Annotated in this window: 15 protein-coding genes; 5 read left to right on the forward strand and 10 right to left on the reverse strand. The window is 63.2% G+C overall.

Annotated elements, in window-relative coordinates; genetic code table 11:
• Positions 1-86 precede the first annotated feature (86 nt).
• Together AADA15_RS01805 and AADA15_RS01810 are read right to left on the reverse strand one after the other, a co-directional pair.
• Positions 87-950, reverse strand: a complete 864-nt coding sequence (locus tag AADA15_RS01805) for a glycosyltransferase family protein (RefSeq protein WP_341639831.1) — start codon at positions 948-950, stop codon at positions 87-89.
• A gap of 160 nt (positions 951-1,110) precedes the next feature.
• Positions 1,111-2,337, reverse strand: coding sequence for a cytochrome P450 (locus AADA15_RS01810; RefSeq protein ID WP_341639832.1), 1,227 nt, complete (start codon positions 2,335-2,337; stop codon positions 1,111-1,113).
• Between the two features lie 123 nt (positions 2,338-2,460).
• Between AADA15_RS01810 and AADA15_RS01815 the strand changes: the two genes are divergently transcribed.
• The gene (locus AADA15_RS01815) at positions 2,461-2,808 is read left to right on the forward strand and encodes a TfoX/Sxy family protein (protein ID WP_341639833.1); all 348 of its coding nucleotides are present in this window, start codon (positions 2,461-2,463) and stop codon (positions 2,806-2,808) included.
• Between the two features lie 77 nt (positions 2,809-2,885).
• Here the strand turns inward: AADA15_RS01815 and ndk are convergent, their stop codons facing one another.
• Together ndk and AADA15_RS01825 are read right to left on the reverse strand one after the other, a co-directional pair.
• Positions 2,886-3,308 (reverse strand): nucleoside-diphosphate kinase, encoded by a 423-nt coding sequence (gene ndk / locus AADA15_RS01820; RefSeq protein ID WP_341639834.1) that lies wholly within the window; start codon positions 3,306-3,308, stop codon positions 2,886-2,888.
• Between the two features lie 144 nt (positions 3,309-3,452).
• Positions 3,453-4,655, reverse strand: coding sequence for a multidrug effflux MFS transporter (locus tag AADA15_RS01825; RefSeq protein ID WP_341639835.1), 1,203 nt, complete (start codon positions 4,653-4,655; stop codon positions 3,453-3,455).
• 124 nt (positions 4,656-4,779) lie between these two features.
• Between AADA15_RS01825 and AADA15_RS01830 the strand changes: the two genes are divergently transcribed.
• From AADA15_RS01830 to AADA15_RS01840, 3 genes are read left to right on the forward strand one after another with little or no spacing between them, the layout of a single operon-like run.
• Positions 4,780-6,633, forward strand: a complete 1,854-nt coding sequence (locus AADA15_RS01830) for an ABC-F family ATP-binding cassette domain-containing protein (protein ID WP_341639836.1) — start codon at positions 4,780-4,782, stop codon at positions 6,631-6,633.
• Entirely contained in the window at positions 6,630-7,256 is a 627-nt protein-coding gene (locus tag AADA15_RS01835) for a MarC family protein (protein ID WP_341639837.1), read from the forward strand. The genes AADA15_RS01830 and AADA15_RS01835 overlap by 4 nt, the downstream gene beginning before the upstream one ends.
• 59 nt (positions 7,257-7,315) lie before the next feature.
• Positions 7,316-7,897, forward strand: coding sequence for a retropepsin-like aspartic protease family protein (locus AADA15_RS01840; RefSeq protein ID WP_341639838.1), 582 nt, complete (start codon positions 7,316-7,318; stop codon positions 7,895-7,897).
• 19 nt (positions 7,898-7,916) lie between these two features.
• Here AADA15_RS01840 and AADA15_RS01845 read toward each other — a convergent pair whose 3' ends face one another.
• The 6 genes from AADA15_RS01845 to AADA15_RS01870 all read right to left on the reverse strand — a co-directional run bounded on the left by AADA15_RS01845 (position 7,917) and on the right by AADA15_RS01870 (position 14,186).
• The gene (locus tag AADA15_RS01845) at positions 7,917-9,296 is read right to left on the reverse strand and encodes an SPOR domain-containing protein (RefSeq protein WP_341639839.1); all 1,380 of its coding nucleotides are present in this window, start codon (positions 9,294-9,296) and stop codon (positions 7,917-7,919) included.
• Between the two features lie 160 nt (positions 9,297-9,456).
• The gene (gene upp, locus AADA15_RS01850) at positions 9,457-10,089 is read right to left on the reverse strand and encodes a uracil phosphoribosyltransferase (protein WP_065273288.1); all 633 of its coding nucleotides are present in this window, start codon (positions 10,087-10,089) and stop codon (positions 9,457-9,459) included.
• 79 nt (positions 10,090-10,168) lie between these two features.
• Entirely contained in the window at positions 10,169-11,383 is a 1,215-nt protein-coding gene (locus AADA15_RS01855; RefSeq protein ID WP_341639840.1) for a phosphopentomutase, read from the reverse strand.
• Positions 11,383-12,687 carry a thymidine phosphorylase gene (locus AADA15_RS01860; RefSeq protein ID WP_341639841.1) on the reverse strand — a complete coding sequence of 435 codons (1,305 nt, stop codon included), beginning with the start codon at positions 12,685-12,687 and terminating at the stop codon, positions 11,383-11,385. Before AADA15_RS01860 ends, AADA15_RS01855 begins: the two co-directional genes overlap by 1 nt.
• Positions 12,688-12,693: 6 nt before the next feature.
• A complete protein-coding gene (locus tag AADA15_RS01865; protein WP_341639842.1) occupies positions 12,694-13,086 on the reverse strand; it encodes a cytidine deaminase in 393 nt (130 codons plus the stop codon).
• On the reverse strand, positions 13,083-14,186 hold the full coding sequence (locus tag AADA15_RS01870) for a cupin domain-containing protein (RefSeq protein WP_341639843.1): 1,104 nt from the start codon (positions 14,184-14,186) through the stop codon (positions 13,083-13,085). The genes AADA15_RS01865 and AADA15_RS01870 overlap by 4 nt, the downstream gene beginning before the upstream one ends.
• A 162-nt stretch (positions 14,187-14,348) precedes the next feature.
• Here AADA15_RS01870 and AADA15_RS01875 point away from each other — a divergent pair, with 162 nt between their 5' ends.
• Positions 14,349-16,622 (forward strand): NADP-dependent malic enzyme, encoded by a 2,274-nt coding sequence (locus AADA15_RS01875; protein WP_341639844.1) that lies wholly within the window; start codon positions 14,349-14,351, stop codon positions 16,620-16,622.
• The last annotated feature ends 215 nt before the right edge of the window (positions 16,623-16,837 follow it).

Consider the following 16,837-nt stretch of genomic DNA (forward strand, 5'->3'; position numbering starts at 1 on the left):
GCTGTCTGGCTGGGGAGGCCGGGAAAGACGCGCTCAGGCAGAATATCCAAAGGTCAGGGCGCAAGCGCCGCACCTGAAGCGCAGCGTCAGGCCGCCAGGCTGTCCACCACGATGTGGCCAGCAGGATTCATAGGCGTGCGCCATGCTTCGACACTCGCACGGGTCTCTGCTGCGCTGCTTTCCAAAGGCCCATCCGGAGAGATCGCCACGACGGTCTGCATCCGCGACAGGACTGCGGTTTCGAAACTTTCTGCCTTCACACGGCCATAGGCTTCGGGCGCCAGGCGCAGGAAACCGGCGCCCTGCTGCATGCCCTCAACGGCTCGCTTGGTGGCTTGCAGCAGGCGCGGCGCATGGCGTTTGAACGCCGACAGAAGGCTGCCGGCCCGCACAAGATACACCCCCGCACTTTCAAAGCACTGAGGGTCATCCGGGTGGTCGGCAGCGGTCGCGGAAAACAGCGCCTGTACCGGCTGCCCGCCACGCACCCGAGACAGGGCGCGCACATGACCGTAGGAACCGACGCCCTCACCAGTCAACAGCACCAGATTCCCGCCAAAGGCAATCTGCATGGCGTTTTCGATCGCACGGCGGAAGACCTCGTTCCTCACATCTGCGTGCTCCGCCGGCAGAATCAGCAAAAGGGCCTCGGGGTCATGTTGAAAGCGCAGTGCAATGGCTGCCATTAGTGCCGCCGGCTTGCTTTGGCAGGGTTCCACAAGTACCTCGCCCGTGGCACCTACGGCCTCCATCTGCTGCACTGCCACAAACCGTTGCGCCGCGCAGGCAACCACGGTGGGAGCAGCGAACATGGGGTGATCCAGACCGTGCAGGACCGACTGGAACGGGCTCGCGCCCGGTCCCTCTGCGCAGAAATGCGCCGGGATCATGGCACCTTCTGCCATCTCGGTTCCGTTCTTCAGACCTGCGAGTACCACCGGATAAATCATGTGCTGTCCCTTCGGAGTGACGCTGACAACCGGCTTACCCGAGTGGGACCGCACGGGTCTCCTATCCATGGGGCGGCTTGCCGCGTCCAAAAGGATAGGTACGCTCTCCCATCATGATTTTGTCAGGGCAAAACGGTAACACCAGCCCCCCCCACAACGCTCAGCCGAGCCTTGCAGGCAGCGCCGCATATCCACGAAACCGGATACGCCCCCCCGGCACCCGCCCTGGCATCAGCTGGTAGTTCGGATAGCGGTTCAGGAAGCGCTCCAACGCGATCTTCCCCTCCAACCGGGCCAAGGTCAGCCCGACGCAGACATGGGGGCCACCGGCAAAAGCGAGATGACGGTTGGGCTTGCGCACTATGTCGAAGGTGGCTGGATCGTCAAAGACCTCCGGGTCGCGGTTGGCCGCGCCGATGACCAGATGAAGGTTGGTTCCGCGCGGGATGGTCATCCCGCCGATCTCGACCATGCGCGTGGTTTCCCGGTTGCCAAGCTGATTGGGGGAGCGGACGCGCAGGATCTCTTCGACCGTCGGTTTCATCAGATCGGAGTCTGCCTTGAGCCGTGCCAACTGCCCGGGATGATCATGGAGCAAGGCCAGGCCGTTGCCGATCAGGTTGGTGGTGGTTTCATGGCCCGCATTCAGAATGAAGATACAGTTCTGAATGAGTTCGATCTCGCTGAGCTGCGCATCGGCCCCCTCTCCCCGAATGAGCCGGGTCAGAACATCCGTTTCAGGATCGCCAGGGGTGGCCCGGCGACGGGCGATGAGATCGGTCAGATAGATCTTGAACTCTTCAACCGCGCGATGCCCACGCTCCAGTTGCGCTGCGCTCAGCGACGGCTCCAGCGCACCAAGAATCGCCAGCGACCAGTCCCGCAGGGGGCCGCGTTCCTCCATCGGGACATCCAGCAGGTTGCCGATGATCTGGATCGGAATGGTGGAGGCAAAATCCTCGATCAGATCCACCTCTTCGCGGCCCTCCATCGCGTCCAGCAGATGATCCACCGTCTCGACCAGCCCCGGCTCCATCCGGGCAATGGCGCGGGGTGTCAGCGCCGAAGTCATGATCTTGCGCACGCGGGTATGAAGTGGCGGATCCGAAAACACCAAGGACGTCGTGTGATGTTCAAAGAGGGGCGAGCCTTCTCCAAACTTGGGACCGAAGGCGGCCTTTTTATCCGAAGAAAACGACGTCGTGTCGCGGTAGACACGGTCAAGGTCCTCGTGGCGGCACAAAAGCACCGATCCGTCAGGCTGTTTCAGCACCGGCGCATGGGCAAGAAGCGCATCATAGAATGGAAAGGGGTCCTCGACGAAACCCTCAGGCGGATTGGCCAGGTCAAAGGCGCGGATGTCTTCGGCGGTTGGGTGTTTGGTCACGTAGGCTCCTCCCAGAACGTGCCGCAAGGTCATCCGCCCTTTTGCGACTGTCAATCGCTGCCCGAGAAAAATCCGTAGCGAAACCCGCGTGACAGGGACATGCAGGCAGCATATGTTCGCCTTATGTCCACGCCCGTCTCATCGATCCGCAATCTTGGCCCCGCCTCGGAAGCGGCCTTTGCCCGCGCTGGCATCCATTCTGCCGAAGAGCTGAGGGAGCTGGGCGCGGATGCGGCCTATGCGCGGCTGCTTCAGTCGGGCAGCCGCCCGCACTTCATAGGCTACTATGTGCTCGTCATGGGCCTTCAGGGGCGCCCCTGGAACGACTGCAAGGGCGATGAGAAAAAGGCGCTGCGCAAGCGGTTCGACCAGATCAAGGCCGAGAACGTGACTGCCGCCACCCAGACGGCTGGACTGTCGCGTCTGGAACGCGAACTGGACGCGATCGGTGTCATTCCACGGCGGGGATAGCAAATCACCCCAAGCAACGAAAAAGGCCGCGCAGGTCACCCTGCACGGCCCCGATTTCTGATCAAAACAGGCTCGACTTAGCCGACCAGTTCCAGACCGGAGAAGAAGTAGGCGATTTCAACCGCTGCGGTTTCCGGTGCGTCGGAGCCGTGGACGGAGTTTTCACCAACCGATTCCGCGAATTCGGCGCGGATGGTGCCGGGGGCCGCGTCTGCGGGGTTGGTTGCGCCCATGATTTCGCGGTTTTTCGCGATGGCGTTTTCACCTTCCAGAACCTGCGCAACGATCGGCGCGGAGGACATGAATTCACACAGTTCGTCATAGAAGGGACGCTCGGCGTGCACTTCGTAGAACTTGCCTGCCTGTTCCTTGGTCAGGTGAATCCGCTTCTGCGCAACGATGCGCAGGCCAGCTTCTTCGAACTTGGCGTTGATCGCGCCGGTCAGGTTGCGGCGGGTTGCATCGGGCTTGATGATCGAAAAGGTGCGTTCCAGAGCCATCGGGCGTTCTCCATTTCAAAGTGCAGGCACGGGGCAAATCCCGCGCCGAGTATCTGGCGCGCCGCCTACCATGCCTGCGCGCGCTTGGGAAGGGCCGAGTTGCCCTTGGCCGGGCAATTCTGGGCCATAGGCACGCGATGCCCGTCAGACCGTGTCCGGCAGCGGCTCGCGCAGATCCACCCAGCGCACATACAGCGCCGAAATCAGCGCCAGAATGCTGGAGCACAGGATGATACCCATAACGGTAAAGGGTGCCAGATCCGGCTCGACCAGGGCACCGGTAAGGGAGGTGATCACCGCGCCAAGCGCCACCGACAAGGCCCCCGACAGGCCCGAGGCACTGCCCGCCAGATGAGGGCGCACCGACATCAGGCCCGCGCTGGCATTGGCGATGGTCAGCCCGTTGCCGAACCCCACAAGGATTGCAGCTCCAAAGAAGACCGGAACGGAGCCCTGCCCCACGGCAAAAAGGAACAGACCGCCAAGCGGGCCGAGGGTTGCGCTGATACGCCCCAGGATGATCAGGGTCAAAAGCGGCACCCGCCCCGCCACGCGCCCGGTGATGAAATTCCCGACCATGAAACCGCTGGTTATGATCCCGATCCCAAGTCCCACCATGGCGGGGCTCAGGTCAAACCACGCAGCGGCAACCAGGGGCGCGCCTGTGATGAAGGCAAAGAACCCGCCAATCGAGAAAGCAACACACAGGCTGTAGCCCCAGAACCGGCGCGAGGTCAAAAGCTCAGGATAGGTGCGCATCTGTGCCCCGAAGGTGGCCGAACGGTTGGTGTTTGTTTCCCCCCAGTCGCCCCAGGCCAGTGCCAGCATGCCAAGACCAAGAACAGTATATAGGACAAAGCCCGCTCGCCAGCCAAAGGCCATCTCCAGAAAGCCTCCCAGCATCGGCCCCAGCATCGGCGCCAGCGCCATCGCCATCGAGACATAGCCCAGCTTGCTGGCGGCCTCTTCGGCGCTGTGCATGTCGCGGATCGCCGCGCGCGAAATCACCTGCCCCGCCACCACCGCGCCCTGCAGCAGGCGAAAGCCCAGAAAGACCCAGATCGACTCTGCCAAGGCGCAGCCGATGGAGGCGAGCGCAAACACCATGATCGACCACAGCATGACCGGGCGCCGTCCGAACCGGTCCGACAAGGGCCCCATCACCAGTTGCAACACGGCCGAGATCGCCAGATACCCCGCAATCGACAGGTTCACGAGGCCATAGTCGGCCTGAAAATCCTCTCCGATCCGGGCCAGCGACGGCAGGAACATGTTGAGCGACAGCACCGACAGGGCGGTGCCAAAGATCAGCGTGACGATATGTGGGGCGGTTTGCGCAGGACGCATGGCAGGATCACCAGATGCTAGGTATCAATGTGATCCAGCTAGCACGCACCCAAGGGCAGGACCAGTGCGACACCACGTGCAATCGCGCTGGTTTGCACCAATCGCCTCTGTTATGAGCGCGGCTATGTTACGCATTCAGGATATCACCTATTCGGTTGAAGGCCGCCCCCTGTTCGACGGGGCCAGCGCCACCATTCCCACGGGCCACAAAGTGGGTCTTGTGGGACGCAACGGCACAGGCAAGACCACGCTCTTTCGCCTCATCAAGGGGGAGTTGTCGCTTGAGGGGGGAAGCATCACCCTGCCCTCCAAAGCGCGGATCGGCGGGATCGCGCAGGAGGCGCCTGCCTCGGACGTGTCGCTGATTAACACCGTGCTGGCAGCGGATACCGAGCGGGCGGCCCTGATGGCCGAAGCCGAAACCGCGACGGACCCCTCACGTATTGCCGAGGTTCAGACCCGCCTTGCCGATATTGACGCATGGTCCGCAGAGGCGCGTGCTGCCTCGATCCTGAAGGGGCTTGGCTTTGATGAAGAGGCGCAACAGCGTCCCTGCGCCGATTTCTCGGGCGGCTGGCGGATGCGGGTGGCTCTGGCGGCAGTGCTCTTCTCGCAGCCCGATCTTTTGCTGCTGGATGAGCCGACCAACTATCTGGACCTTGAAGGCGCGCTTTGGCTTGAGGCCTATCTGGTGAAATACCCCCATACGGTGATCATCATCAGCCACGACCGCGAACTGCTGAACCGGTCTGTCGGCGGCATCCTGCATCTGGAGGATCGCGGGCTGATCTACTATGGCGGCAACTACGACCAGTTCGCCCGCCAGCGCGCCGCCAACCGCGCCAATCAGGCTGCGGCGGCCAAGAAACAAGAAACGCAGCGCGCGCACCTGCAGGCGTTTGTGGACCGGTTCAAGGCCAAGGCCAGCAAGGCCAAACAGGCGCAAAGCCGCGTCAAGATGCTGGAAAAGATGGAGACCATCCGCGCGCCCGAAGATGCGGCCCGCACGGTTTTCACCTTTCCCGAACCCGAAGAACTGTCGCCTCCGATCATCGCGATGGAGGGCGGATCGGTCGGCTATGGCGACACGGTGATCCTGTCGCAGCTCAATCTGCGCATTGATCAGGATGACCGCATCGCCCTGCTGGGCAAGAACGGCGAAGGCAAGTCGACCCTGTCCAAACTGCTGTCGGACCGGCTGAAACCGATGTCGGGCAAGATCACCCGCTCCGGCAAGCTGCGCATCGGGTTCTTTGCCCAGCACCAGGTGGACGAGCTTTACATCGACGAAACCCCGCTCCAGCACCTGCAGCGCGAGCGCCCCGAGGAAGGCCAGGCCAGACTGCGAGCGCGGCTTGCGGGCTTTGGCCTTGGCGCGGCTCAGGCCGACACAGAGGTGGCGCGCCTGTCGGGCGGGCAGAAGGCGCGGCTGTCGCTCTTGCTGGCAACGCTGGACGCGCCACACCTTCTGATCCTTGACGAGCCGACCAACCACCTCGACATTGAAAGCCGCGAAGCCCTCGTTGAGGCACTGACAGCCTACACGGGCGCAGTGATCCTTGTGAGCCACGACATGCACCTTCTGAGCCTCGTGGCAGATCGGCTCTGGCTGGTCTCCAAAGGAACCGTAGCGCCATATGAAGGGGATCTTGCCTCCTACCGGGCGCTTCTGCTCGAAAAAGACAAACCGGCGCCCAAAGCCACCGCGCCGAAGCCACAGCCCAAACGCCCCTCGCGCGATGCCATGCTTGCCCTGCGCTCAGAGGCGCGCAAAGCCGAGGACCGCGTCACCAAGCTGACCGCGATGAAGGACAAGCTTGACATCAAGCTGGCCGACCCGGAACTCTACGAGGCAGAGAAAAAGGACGAGGCCCGCGTCTGGCAGGCCAAACACGCCGAAGTGATCGAGGCGCTGGAGCGCGCCGAAACCCTGTGGATGCGCGCCCTTGAGAAACTGGAAAAGGCCGAGGCCCTATGATCGACACGGCCTTTCTGATCACCTCCTTTGTCACGCTCTTCGTGATCATCGACCCCATCGGCCTGACACCGATCTTTCTGGCGCTGACCCAAGGGATGACCCCGCGCGAGCGGCGCGGCGTTGCGATCCGCGCCTCCCTTACGGCGACCTTCATTCTCGCGCTCTTCACCCTGTTCGGCGAAGCGGTTCTGGCCTTTGTCGGCATTTCCATGCCAGCCTTTCGCGTGGCAGGCGGCATCCTGTTGTTCCTGACCGCGCTCGACATGCTGTTCGAGCGGCGCACCAAGCGGCGCGAGCATCAGGGAGAGGAAGCCACCGAAGTTGAGGATCCGTCGGTCTTTCCCATTTCCATCCCGCTGATCGCAGGACCGGGCTCGATCGCAACGGTGATCCTGCTGGCAGGTCAGAAACCGGGCATCGAGGGCTTTGCCCTGGTGATGAGCATCGTCCTCGCCGTGCTGGCCCTGATGCTGGTGATGTTCATGGTCTCCGGCGTTCTGGAGCGGCTTTTGGGCAAGACCGGCATCAACGTGGTAACACGGCTTCTCGGTATGCTGCTGGCGGCGCTGTCGGTGCAGTTCGTGCTCGACGGCCTGCGCGCCTTTGGTTTCGCCGGCGGTTAGAGCTTGAGGGCTAGGAACCCGGCGCAGGCTTCCTACATCAAGGGTCAGGAGGTGTGCGCATGAGCGATATGGATTATGGTCGGGTGATCTATCTGGTGCTGCTGCTGCTGGCGGTGGGCTCCTGGGTCTTCGTGCAGAACCGGCAGTCGCTGGGCAAGACGGTGCAGTCGCTGGCGATCTGGGCCTTCATCTTTCTCGGTGTGATTGCCGCCTACGGGCTTTGGGGCGACATCCGCCAGACCGTCATGCCCCAGCAAAGCGTGATGACGGATCAGGGCCGCGTCGAAGTCCCCCTGGCCAAGGATGGACATTACTACCTTACGCTTTCGGTAAACGGTACGCCGGTGAATTTCCTCGTGGATACCGGCGCCAGTCAGGTCGTTCTGAGCCGCTCTGATGCCGAACGCGCCGGGATCGATACCGAAAACCTCGCCTATCTGGGGCGCGCGCAGACCGCCAACGGCGAGGTGCGCACCGCCTCGACCTGGGTGGAGGAAATGTCGCTTGGTGGCATCACCGACGAAGGTGTTCGCGTGTGGGTCAACAGTGGCGATATGGACAAATCGCTGTTGGGCATGGGCTACCTGCAGCGCTGGTCGCGCATCGAGATCCAGAACCGCGCCCTTGTGCTGACGCGATAGGCCGCCCTCATTCAGGGCTTCACTTGCTGAGGCGGGCTTTGGGATACCCGGCCGCCTTTACCGCGGTCAGTGCGGCTTTGCCACTGTCGTCGCCGGAAAACGGCCCTGCAAGTACCACCTTGTAGCTTTGCCCCTTGCGCGTGACGGTACCAAGACGCACCGGCAGGCCCGTGCGCTGCGCCAGGGCCTGCGCCGCAACACGCGCGGCTTCGGCATCCTCAAAGGTCGCCGCACGAACATAGCGGCGCGGCGCTCCATTCCCGGCACTCTCGGCCTTCGGATCCGACCGGGTCGACAGGCGCAGCAGCAAGGGTTCACGGGCCTCGGCTGCGCTCACCGCCTCGGCCCCGCCCAGACGCACGGTCTGGCGGTCCACCGGTTTGCGGATCAGTGTGCGCGGCACGGTATTGGTCCAGATTTCGGCCATCCGGGCATCGCCCTCGGGGGTGCCACGCGCCCGCATGGTATTCATGCGGTCATCCTCACGCTCGACCCGAATGTAGCCGGGAGGCACGGTGGAGCTGTGGCGAATGACCGAAGGCGCAACGGTGCGCTCGGCACGGTGCGGATTGAGCCGATCGTCGCCCCAAACGGGGCGATAGCCCTCTGGGACAGAAATATCGCTGCTGGCGCGCCGCGCCTGATAAACATGGGTTGGCACAACCCGCGTATTTGGCGCCAGTATCAGGGATGAGTTCCGGTCACCGCGCCCATAGGTAATGGGTGACTCGGCTTGCGGACCGCAGCGCACGCCCGGCCCGGTGTTGATGTATTGCCGGCTGAGGTCAGATACTCCGGCGCAACCAGAAGCCGCCGGAGCCGTCTGTTCGGGCACAGGTGCAGGCGTCGGCGCGACAGGAACAGGCTTGACCACCTTCCGCGGTGCAGCCGTGCTGACGCGGGCGGGGTTGGCGCTGGTTGTATTTGCCGTGCGGCGCGGCTTGGCTGTGGTCACGACCGTCGGAGCAGCAGCCGGAGCGGCTGGTGCAGCCGAGGGACGGCTCGCGGTGACAGCGGGCTGGGTCGTCGTGCGTTTGGCAGGGGTGGCATCACCCGCTGCGTCCGGGCGCTGCGCCTCGGGCAACGTGATCATCTCGAATGCAGGGCTGCTCTGGCTGGCGGTCCTGGCCGCCCCTTCAACCGTGGTCGGCTTGTAGCCGCACAGCTGTTTGCGGCTGCGCGTCACCCGTGGCACCCAGTTCACATTGCCGTCGATCCCGGCGCGGATATAGATACATCCGCGGCTGTCCACATACTGTTTCCCCTTGTAGGAAGCAGGGGGCACTTCGGCGGGAGGACTGGACGCGCGCAGGGTTTGAGCCTCGGCTCCCTGAGATCCGCCCTGCATACCGATGGTGCCTGCAATGATGGCGAGCGCGACAATTCTTGTTATTCTCATGACTGAGCCCCACAACATATGGGCGCACGATGCCTGAAAATGAATTTTGAGTAAACCCGGCGCAGGGACAATCTGACCCGGAGAATGGAAATTGTTGCCGCGCCACAGCATCAGTGGCGCGGGCATTGCGCCCGAAGGGTCCGGGCGCCAACTGCGGTGCTTACTTGGTTCCGAACATGCGGTCGCCCGCATCGCCCAGACCGGGCATGATGTAGCCCTTCTCGTTCAACTCGCGATCAAGCGACGCGGTGACGATCGGAACATCCGGATGTGCCTCTTTCATGCGCGCAACACCCTCGGGGGCGGCCAGAAGACACAGGAAGCGGATGTTGTTTGCGCCCGCCTCTTTCAGCAGATCAATCGCAGCCGCCGAAGAGTTGCCGGTCGCCAGCATCGGGTCGACCGCGATCACCAGACGGTCCTTCAGCCCTTCGGGCGCCTTGAAGTAGTATTGCACCGGCTGCAGGGTCTCTTCATCGCGGTAAAGACCGACAAAGCCGACGCGGGCCGAGGGGATCAGTTCCAGAACGCCATCCAGCATCCCGTTCCCTGCCCGCAGGATCGACACCAGCGCCAATTTCTTGCCTGCCAGGATCGGCGCTTCCATCTCTTCCATCGGCGTGTCGATGGTGGTGGTGGTCAGGGGCATTTCGCGGGTGATCTCATAGGCCAGCAGCTGAGTGATCTCGCGCAGAAGGCGGCGAAAGCCCGCCGTGGAGGTACCCTTGTCCCGCATCAGGGTCAGCTTGTGCTGCACAAGCGGGTGGTCGACAACGGTCAGATGTTCGGACATGACGGCATTCTCCTGCAGAAATCGTTGCCCTCTCTTATGCGCCCTTGCCCCGGACAGGCAAGCCGGAAGGGCAGAGCAATCATAGAAAGCTGCGACCGGGCCCTTCAGCCCGCACACCAAGGTGCACAGCTATGGACACCCCAACATCCGCAAAGGCGCGGGCACCAATAGCCCCTGCCCGTCCCCTACCAGCGACCAGAACCGGCACCTGCTCGCGGGTATGATCGGTGCCGGGCCAGGACGGGTCATTGCCGTGATCGGCGGTCAGCACCAGGATGTCGCCGTCCCGCAGACGCAGCAGCAGCTTGCCGATCTCGGCGTCGAACCATTCGAGCGCACGGGCGTACCCCGAGATATCGCGCCGGTGCCCGTACAGGCTGTCGAACTCGACGAAGTTGGCAAAGGTCAGGCTGCCCTCCTCTGCCGTCTCGATGGCCTTGGCCAAGTGCCCCATCAGATCCGCGTCGCTGCCCTTTTTCAGGGTGTCGATGCCGCTCATGGTGAAGATATCACCGATCTTGCCGATGGCATGAACCTTGCGCCCGGCCTCCTGAACCCAGTTGGTCAGCAGCTTTGCCGGAGGCGTGATCGCAAAGTCCCGCCGGTTGGTGGTGCGGGTAAAGCCTGTCCCGGGCGTGCCGACAAAGGGGCGCGCGATCACCCGGCCCACCTTCATTGCGTGAAGACGTGGCGCCACCGCGCGGCAGAGGTCCAGCAGGCGCTCAAGCCCGAATGTCTCTTCATGGGCGGCGATCTGAAAGACGCTGTCTGCCGACGTGTAACAGATCGGCGCGCCGGTTTTCATGTGCTCGGCCCCGTGGCGGGCGATGATCTCGGTCCCCGAGGCATGGCAATTGCCGAGGATGCCCGGCGCGTCAGCGGCCTCGGCCACAAAGGCGCTGAGGTCTGCCGGAAAGGCAGGGTCGGTGTCGGGGAAAAAATGCCAGTTCCAGGGCACCGGCAGGCCCGCCAGCTCCCAATGGCCCGAGGGCGTGTCCTTGCCGGGGCTGACCTCCGCCGCGCAGCCCCAAAGACCTTCGGGCGCGGCATCAAACCCCGGACACGGCACGGATGAGGCCAGCCGCATGGCAGCCCCCAGCCCCAGACGATCCAGATTTGGCAGGTTCAGCGGACCGCTGCGCCCCTCTTCGGCGCGCCCTTCGGCGCAGGCTGCAGCGATATGAGCGAGCGTATTGGCACCGATATCGGGCAGATCGCCGTTGAAGAAACGGTGCGCATCCGGGGCGCCGCCAATGCCAACGGAATCCATCACCACAAGAAAGGCGCGGGCCATCAGATGATCCTTTCTTGTATGAGCCGTGGAACTTCGGGCGGCTTGGGCGCAATGGTGAACGCCTTCAAGACCTCCGTTGCGGCACGCTCGGCCGCATCCTCCCTTGACGCATGAATGCGTGCCAGCGGTGCGCCGCGCGCGACCTTGGTGCCGAGCGGCAAGATATCAGACAGGCCGACCGCAGGATCCACCAGATCGCTTTCCACCATGCGCCCGCCGCCAAGACGCACCACGGAGAGGCCCAGCGCCTCACCATTCATAGCACTGACATATCCATCTTCGGGCGCTGTGACCTCGCGGATCACGCTGGCCTCGGGCAGGACACGCCGCCAATCAGTTGCAAAATCGCGCGGCCCGCCCATGGCGGCCACCATGGCCTCAAACCGGCGCGCGGCGCGGCCATCGGACAGGACCGCGAACAGCGTCTCGGACGCGGCCTCCCGGGTCTCTGCAAGCCCGGCCTGAACCAACAGAACCGCGCCAAGGGCCACGGTGATCTCGGCAAGCGGGCCAGAGGCCTCACCTGTGAGGACCCGCATGACCTCGGCCACCTCCAGCGCATTGCCAAGCGCGGGGGCCAGCGGCTGGTTCATATCGGTAATCAGCGCCGAGGTCGGGCAGCCCGCCGCATTGGCAGTATCGACCAGAGACTGCGCAAGGGCGCGGGCGTCCTCGATGGATTTCATGAAGGCGCCAGAACCAACCTTCACGTCCAGCACCAGCGCATCGGGGCTGGCGGCGAGTTTTTTGGACAGGATCGAGGCGGTGATCAGATCGAGGCTTTCGACCGTCGCTGTCACATCGCGGATCGCGTAAAGGCGCTTGTCCGCCGGGGCGATCTGCGCGGTGGCCCCGACGATGGCGCAGCCCACATCGCGCATCAATTCGTGCAGGCGGTCCTCAGTGACATTGACTGACAGGCCCGGAATGGCCTCCATCTTGTCGAGCGTGCCGCCCGTGTGCCCCAGCCCCCGTCCCGAAATCATCGGCACATAGGCGCCGCATTCTGCCAGCGCGGGCGCCAGCAACAGCGAGACGCAATCCCCCACGCCGCCGGTGGAATGCTTGTCCAGCACCGGCCCGTCCAGATCCCATGCCAGCACATCGCCGCTGTCGCGCATCGCCAGGGTCAGCGCGCGCCGCCCTTCGGTGCTAAGGCCCCGAAGGCAAACCGCCATGGCAAAGGCCCCGGCCTGCGCATCGCTGACCGCACCATTGGCCAGCCCTTCGGCGAACCAGCTGAGGTCGGCGTCACTGGGCGTCTCTCCCCGGCGCAGGGCAGCGTTGATCGCGCGGGCATCCATGGCCGGTTACTGTCCGTCCATATGGCAGGTCTGAAATGCACCGGGCAGCAGGTCGGCAATGGTGCTTTGCCGCTCCGTCCCTTGCATGGTGCCCATTGTGACAGGCACATCCCCTGCCCCGAATTCCGCCAGTTTCTGGCGACAGCCCCCACAGGGGGGAACCGGATCGGGGCAATCGGCGATCACATAGACCTCGGTCAGTTCTTTCTCGCCCGCGGCGACCATGGCAGCAATTGCTCCTGCCTCGGCGCAGGTGCCCTCCGGGTAGGCTGCGTTTTCAACGTTGCAGCCCACATAGACCGTGCCAGAGGCAGCCCGGATGGCGGCCCCCACCTTGAAGTTGGAATAGGGCGCATGGGCGTTTTCACGAACGGCGGTGGCGGCGTCTTTCAGGCTCATGATGTCTCCAGGCTTGTGGTGAAGCTCCCCGGCAGGCTGACCTCCAGAAGCTCCAGATCTTCCGAGGCATCGCTGAGGCGGGTTTTCATGGCGGGCGGTAACACAAAGGCATCGCCGGTTTCCAGTGGATACGGCTCGCGCCCCTCCCCGTGCAGCGTGACACTGCCGGACATGACAAAGGTGAACAGTATATCTGTGTCATGGCTCGCCCATGGGCTGTTTCCGGCACCCTCCCCATTGCCAGGGCGCACCACCTGAACCGAGGCAACACCCTTGGTGTTTTCATTGATCGTGGTGTCGCGGCAGATGAAGCCCGGCAGACGGAAGGGCACCCAGTCGGCGCCCGCGGCCTGATTATAGACGAACCGCTGCCCCTGCCATTCGCGGTCGGGGCGGTAGTGGGGCGTCGGCAGGGTCATATCATGGTCGATCTCGGTCACATGTTCCGCCGGAACGCCGATCTCGATCACCTGCACATTGTCGCTGGCCTCCAACACGCGGTGGCGGATTTCGGGGGGCTGGATGAAACAATCGCCCGCCGTCAGGCGCATCTTCTCGCCCTGATCCTCATAGACCACGTCGACCCAGCCGTGGATGCAGAAGATCAGCTGAAACCCGACCCGGTGGAAGTGCACCATATCCGGCACCGGCCCGCCATCGGGGATGCGGATGTGGCTGGCGATGATCGAGCCGCCCAGACGGTCGGGAACCAAGTCACGATAGTGCATGCCCGCGCGCCCGATGATCCAGGGCGCCTGATCTTTCAGCCTGCGCACAACGAAGGAATGCACCGTCTGTGGCATCACCATGGGCGGGTGGCGGTCTTCAATCTCGATCTTCGTGCCATTCGGAGCCGTCAGGGTACGTTTGCCTTCCGCGAACCCCTCAGGGTCATCGGTCAGGATCCGCAGGGTGCCGGGACCCTCGGGTGCGCCGCGTTCGATCCTCAGGCGCAGACCGTGGCCGGAAAACACGCCTATCCGCGGATCATCCGCCGGGTAAATCATATCCAGCTTCATCCCCAGAACCTTCGTATAGAATGGAATATCGTCCCGCAGCTCTGTTGTCGGCAGGCGCATCTCTGCGATGGTCTCGGCCATTATTTTCTCCCTCACGGACTTTTTCGTCGTCTTTTGGCCGGTACAGTGATCCGATTGCCTCGGATGTGCAAGGATGTGCCCATCACACCGAAGTCAATGAAATCCCTGTTTCCCTGACGTCAAATATAGTTTAACGCTAAACTATCAGTTCTGGAGTGCCCCATGTCCGATACGCCCAACCTGCGCGACGCCGCGCTGCGATACCACGAACTCCCCCGCCCCGGTAAGCTTGAGATCCGCGCGACCAAGCCGATGGCCAACGGACGTGACCTGGCGCGGGCCTATTCCCCCGGCGTGGCGGAGGCCTGCCTCGAGATCAAGGAGAACGCCGCGAACGCCGCGCGCTATACCTCGCGCGGGAACCTTGTGGCGGTGGTCACCAATGGCACGGCGGTTCTGGGGCTTGGCAATATCGGCCCGCTTGCCTCCAAACCGGTGATGGAGGGCAAGGCGGTCCTCTTCAAGAAGTTCGCCGGTATCGACTGTTTCGATCTTGAGCTGAATGAGAGTGACCCCGAGCGCCTGGCCGATCTGGTCTGCGCGCTGGAGCCCACGTTCGGTGCGATCAATCTTGAGGACATCAAGGCCCCCGACTGTTTCATCGTTGAAAAGCTCTGCCGCGAGCGGATGGGCATCCCGGTATTCCATGACGATCAGCACGGCACAGCCATCGTCGTTGGCGCCGCAGCACGCAACGCGCTGCATGTGGCCGGCAAGGCGTTTGAGGACATCAAGGTGGTTTCGACCGGCGGCGGCGCGGCAGGTATTGCCTGCCTCAACATGCTGGTAAAGCTCGGAGTGAAACGCGAGAATATCTGGCTTTGCGACCTGCACGGGCTGGTCTACGAGGGGCGAACCGAGGACATGAACCCGGTGAAGTCTGCTTTTGCGCAAGACAGCGATCTGCGCACTCTGGATGACGTGATCGGGGGCGCAGATCTGTTCCTTGGTCTCTCAGGCCCGAATGTTCTGAAACCCGAACATGTGGCCAAGATGGGCAAGCGCCCGATCATCTTTGCGCTTGCGAACCCGAACCCTGAAATCATGCCCGATGAGGCCCGCAAAGTCGCCCCGGACGCGATCATTGCAACCGGCCGAAGCGATTTTCCGAACCAGGTAAACAACGTCCTCTGTTTTCCCTTCATCTTCCGCGGGGCGCTGGACGTGGGCGCAACCGAGATCAACGACGAGATGCAGATCGCCTGCGTCGAAGGCATTGCGGAGCTGGCCCGCAGAACCACCTCTGCCGAAGCGGCAGCCGCCTATCAGGGAGAGCAGCTGACCTTTGGCGCAGAATACCTCATTCCCAAACCCTTTGATCCGCGCCTTGTCGGGGTGGTTTCATCTGCGGTGGCCCGCGCGGCAATGGAAAGCGGCGTCGCCACCCGCCCGATCGAGGATCTGGCAGCCTATCGCGCCAAGCTGAACCAGACCGTGTTCAAATCGGCGTTGCTTATGAAACCGGTATTCGAGGCCGCCCGCGCTGCCGCCCGTCGCATCGTCTTTGCCGAAGGTGAGGACGAACGTGTCCTGCGCGCCGCGCAGGAGGTGCTGGAAGAAACCACCGAGACGCCGATCCTGATCGGCCGCCCCGATGTGATCGAGGCCCGCTGCGAGAAGCTGGGTCTGCGCATCCGGCCGGGCAGCGACCTGCAGATCGTCAACCCGGAGAACGATCCGCGCTATTACGACTACTGGAACAGCTATCACCGGATCATGGAGCGGCGCGGCGTGACCCCGGATCTGGCCAAGGCGATCATGCGCACCAACACCACGGCCATCGGCGCCATCATGGTGCAGCGCGGCGAGGCGGACAGCCTGATCTGCGGCACCTTTGGCGAATACCGCTGGCATCTGAACTATGTCAACCAGGTCCTGGGTGGCGGCACCTATGCGCCACATGGCGCCCTGTCGATGATGATCCTCGAAGACGGCCCTCTGTTCATCGCCGACACGCAAGTCAGGATCGAGCCGACACCCGAGCAGATTGCCCAGACCGTTCTGGGCGCCGCACGGCATGTGCGTCGCTTTGGCCTGGAGCCGAAGATCGCGCTCTGTTCGCAGTCCCAGTTCGGCAACATCGACTGTGATACCGGCACCCGGCTGCGGGCCGCCATCGACATTCTGGACGGCAAACGTCGCGACTTTGTCTATGAAGGCGAGATGAACATCGACACCGCCCTCGATGCCGATCTGCGCGCGCGCATTTTCCCCAACTCACGACTTGAAGGGGCGGCAAATGTGCTGGTCTTTGCCCATGCAGATGCGGCCAGCGGCGTGCGCAACATCCTCAAGATGCGGTCGGGCGGGCTGGAGGTTGGCCCCATCCTGATGGGCATGGGCAACCGCGCCCATATCGTCAGCCCTTCGATCACCGCACGGGGTCTGTTGAACATGGCAGCCATCGCCGGCACGCCGGTTGCCCACTACGGCTGAGGCGCAGGGCTGCCGCGCTATCGGACCTTCCACATCGCAAACTCTGAATATCAACAGAAAAATAACCCGCAGCCGCTAACACGGAAACGAACATCGAGCGCAAGACTGTCTTGCGCCGTCGCTCCCGTGGGCGGAATGCAGGGATATTGGTGTACCCGGACGCGGCGATGCGGCGTCCGGAGCGGTGCAAAGGTTGATAGAATTGTCGGAGAACA

It is taken from the genome of Phycobacter sedimenti (genome assembly GCF_038148855.1).
Lineage (GTDB): Bacteria > Pseudomonadota > Alphaproteobacteria > Rhodobacterales > Rhodobacteraceae > Phycobacter > Phycobacter sedimenti.

Excerpts from the sequence above, each read along its gene's own strand:
- AADA15_RS01805 (WP_341639831.1), bottom strand. The coding sequence starts at position 950 with ATGATTTATCCGGTGGTACTCGCAGGTCTGAAGAACGGAACCGAGATG.
- AADA15_RS01815 (WP_341639833.1), top strand. The coding sequence starts at position 2,461 with ATGTCCACGCCCGTCTCATCGATCCGCAATCTTGGCCCCGCCTCGGAA.
- ndk (WP_341639834.1), bottom strand. The coding sequence starts at position 3,308 with ATGGCTCTGGAACGCACCTTTTCGATCATCAAGCCCGATGCAACCCGC.
- AADA15_RS01825 (WP_341639835.1), bottom strand. The coding sequence starts at position 4,655 with ATGCGTCCTGCGCAAACCGCCCCACATATCGTCACGCTGATCTTTGGC.
- AADA15_RS01830 (WP_341639836.1), top strand. The coding sequence starts at position 4,780 with ATGTTACGCATTCAGGATATCACCTATTCGGTTGAAGGCCGCCCCCTG.
- AADA15_RS01835 (WP_341639837.1), top strand. The coding sequence starts at position 6,630 with ATGATCGACACGGCCTTTCTGATCACCTCCTTTGTCACGCTCTTCGTG.
- AADA15_RS01840 (WP_341639838.1), top strand. The coding sequence starts at position 7,316 with ATGAGCGATATGGATTATGGTCGGGTGATCTATCTGGTGCTGCTGCTG.
- AADA15_RS01845 (WP_341639839.1), bottom strand. The coding sequence starts at position 9,296 with ATGAGAATAACAAGAATTGTCGCGCTCGCCATCATTGCAGGCACCATC.
- upp (WP_065273288.1), bottom strand. The coding sequence starts at position 10,089 with ATGTCCGAACATCTGACCGTTGTCGACCACCCGCTTGTGCAGCACAAG.
- AADA15_RS01855 (WP_341639840.1), bottom strand. The coding sequence starts at position 11,383 with ATGGCCCGCGCCTTTCTTGTGGTGATGGATTCCGTTGGCATTGGCGGC.
- AADA15_RS01860 (WP_341639841.1), bottom strand. The coding sequence starts at position 12,687 with ATGGATGCCCGCGCGATCAACGCTGCCCTGCGCCGGGGAGAGACGCCC.
- AADA15_RS01865 (WP_341639842.1), bottom strand. The coding sequence starts at position 13,086 with ATGAGCCTGAAAGACGCCGCCACCGCCGTTCGTGAAAACGCCCATGCG.
- AADA15_RS01870 (WP_341639843.1), bottom strand. The coding sequence starts at position 14,186 with ATGGCCGAGACCATCGCAGAGATGCGCCTGCCGACAACAGAGCTGCGG.
- AADA15_RS01875 (WP_341639844.1), top strand. The coding sequence starts at position 14,349 with ATGTCCGATACGCCCAACCTGCGCGACGCCGCGCTGCGATACCACGAA.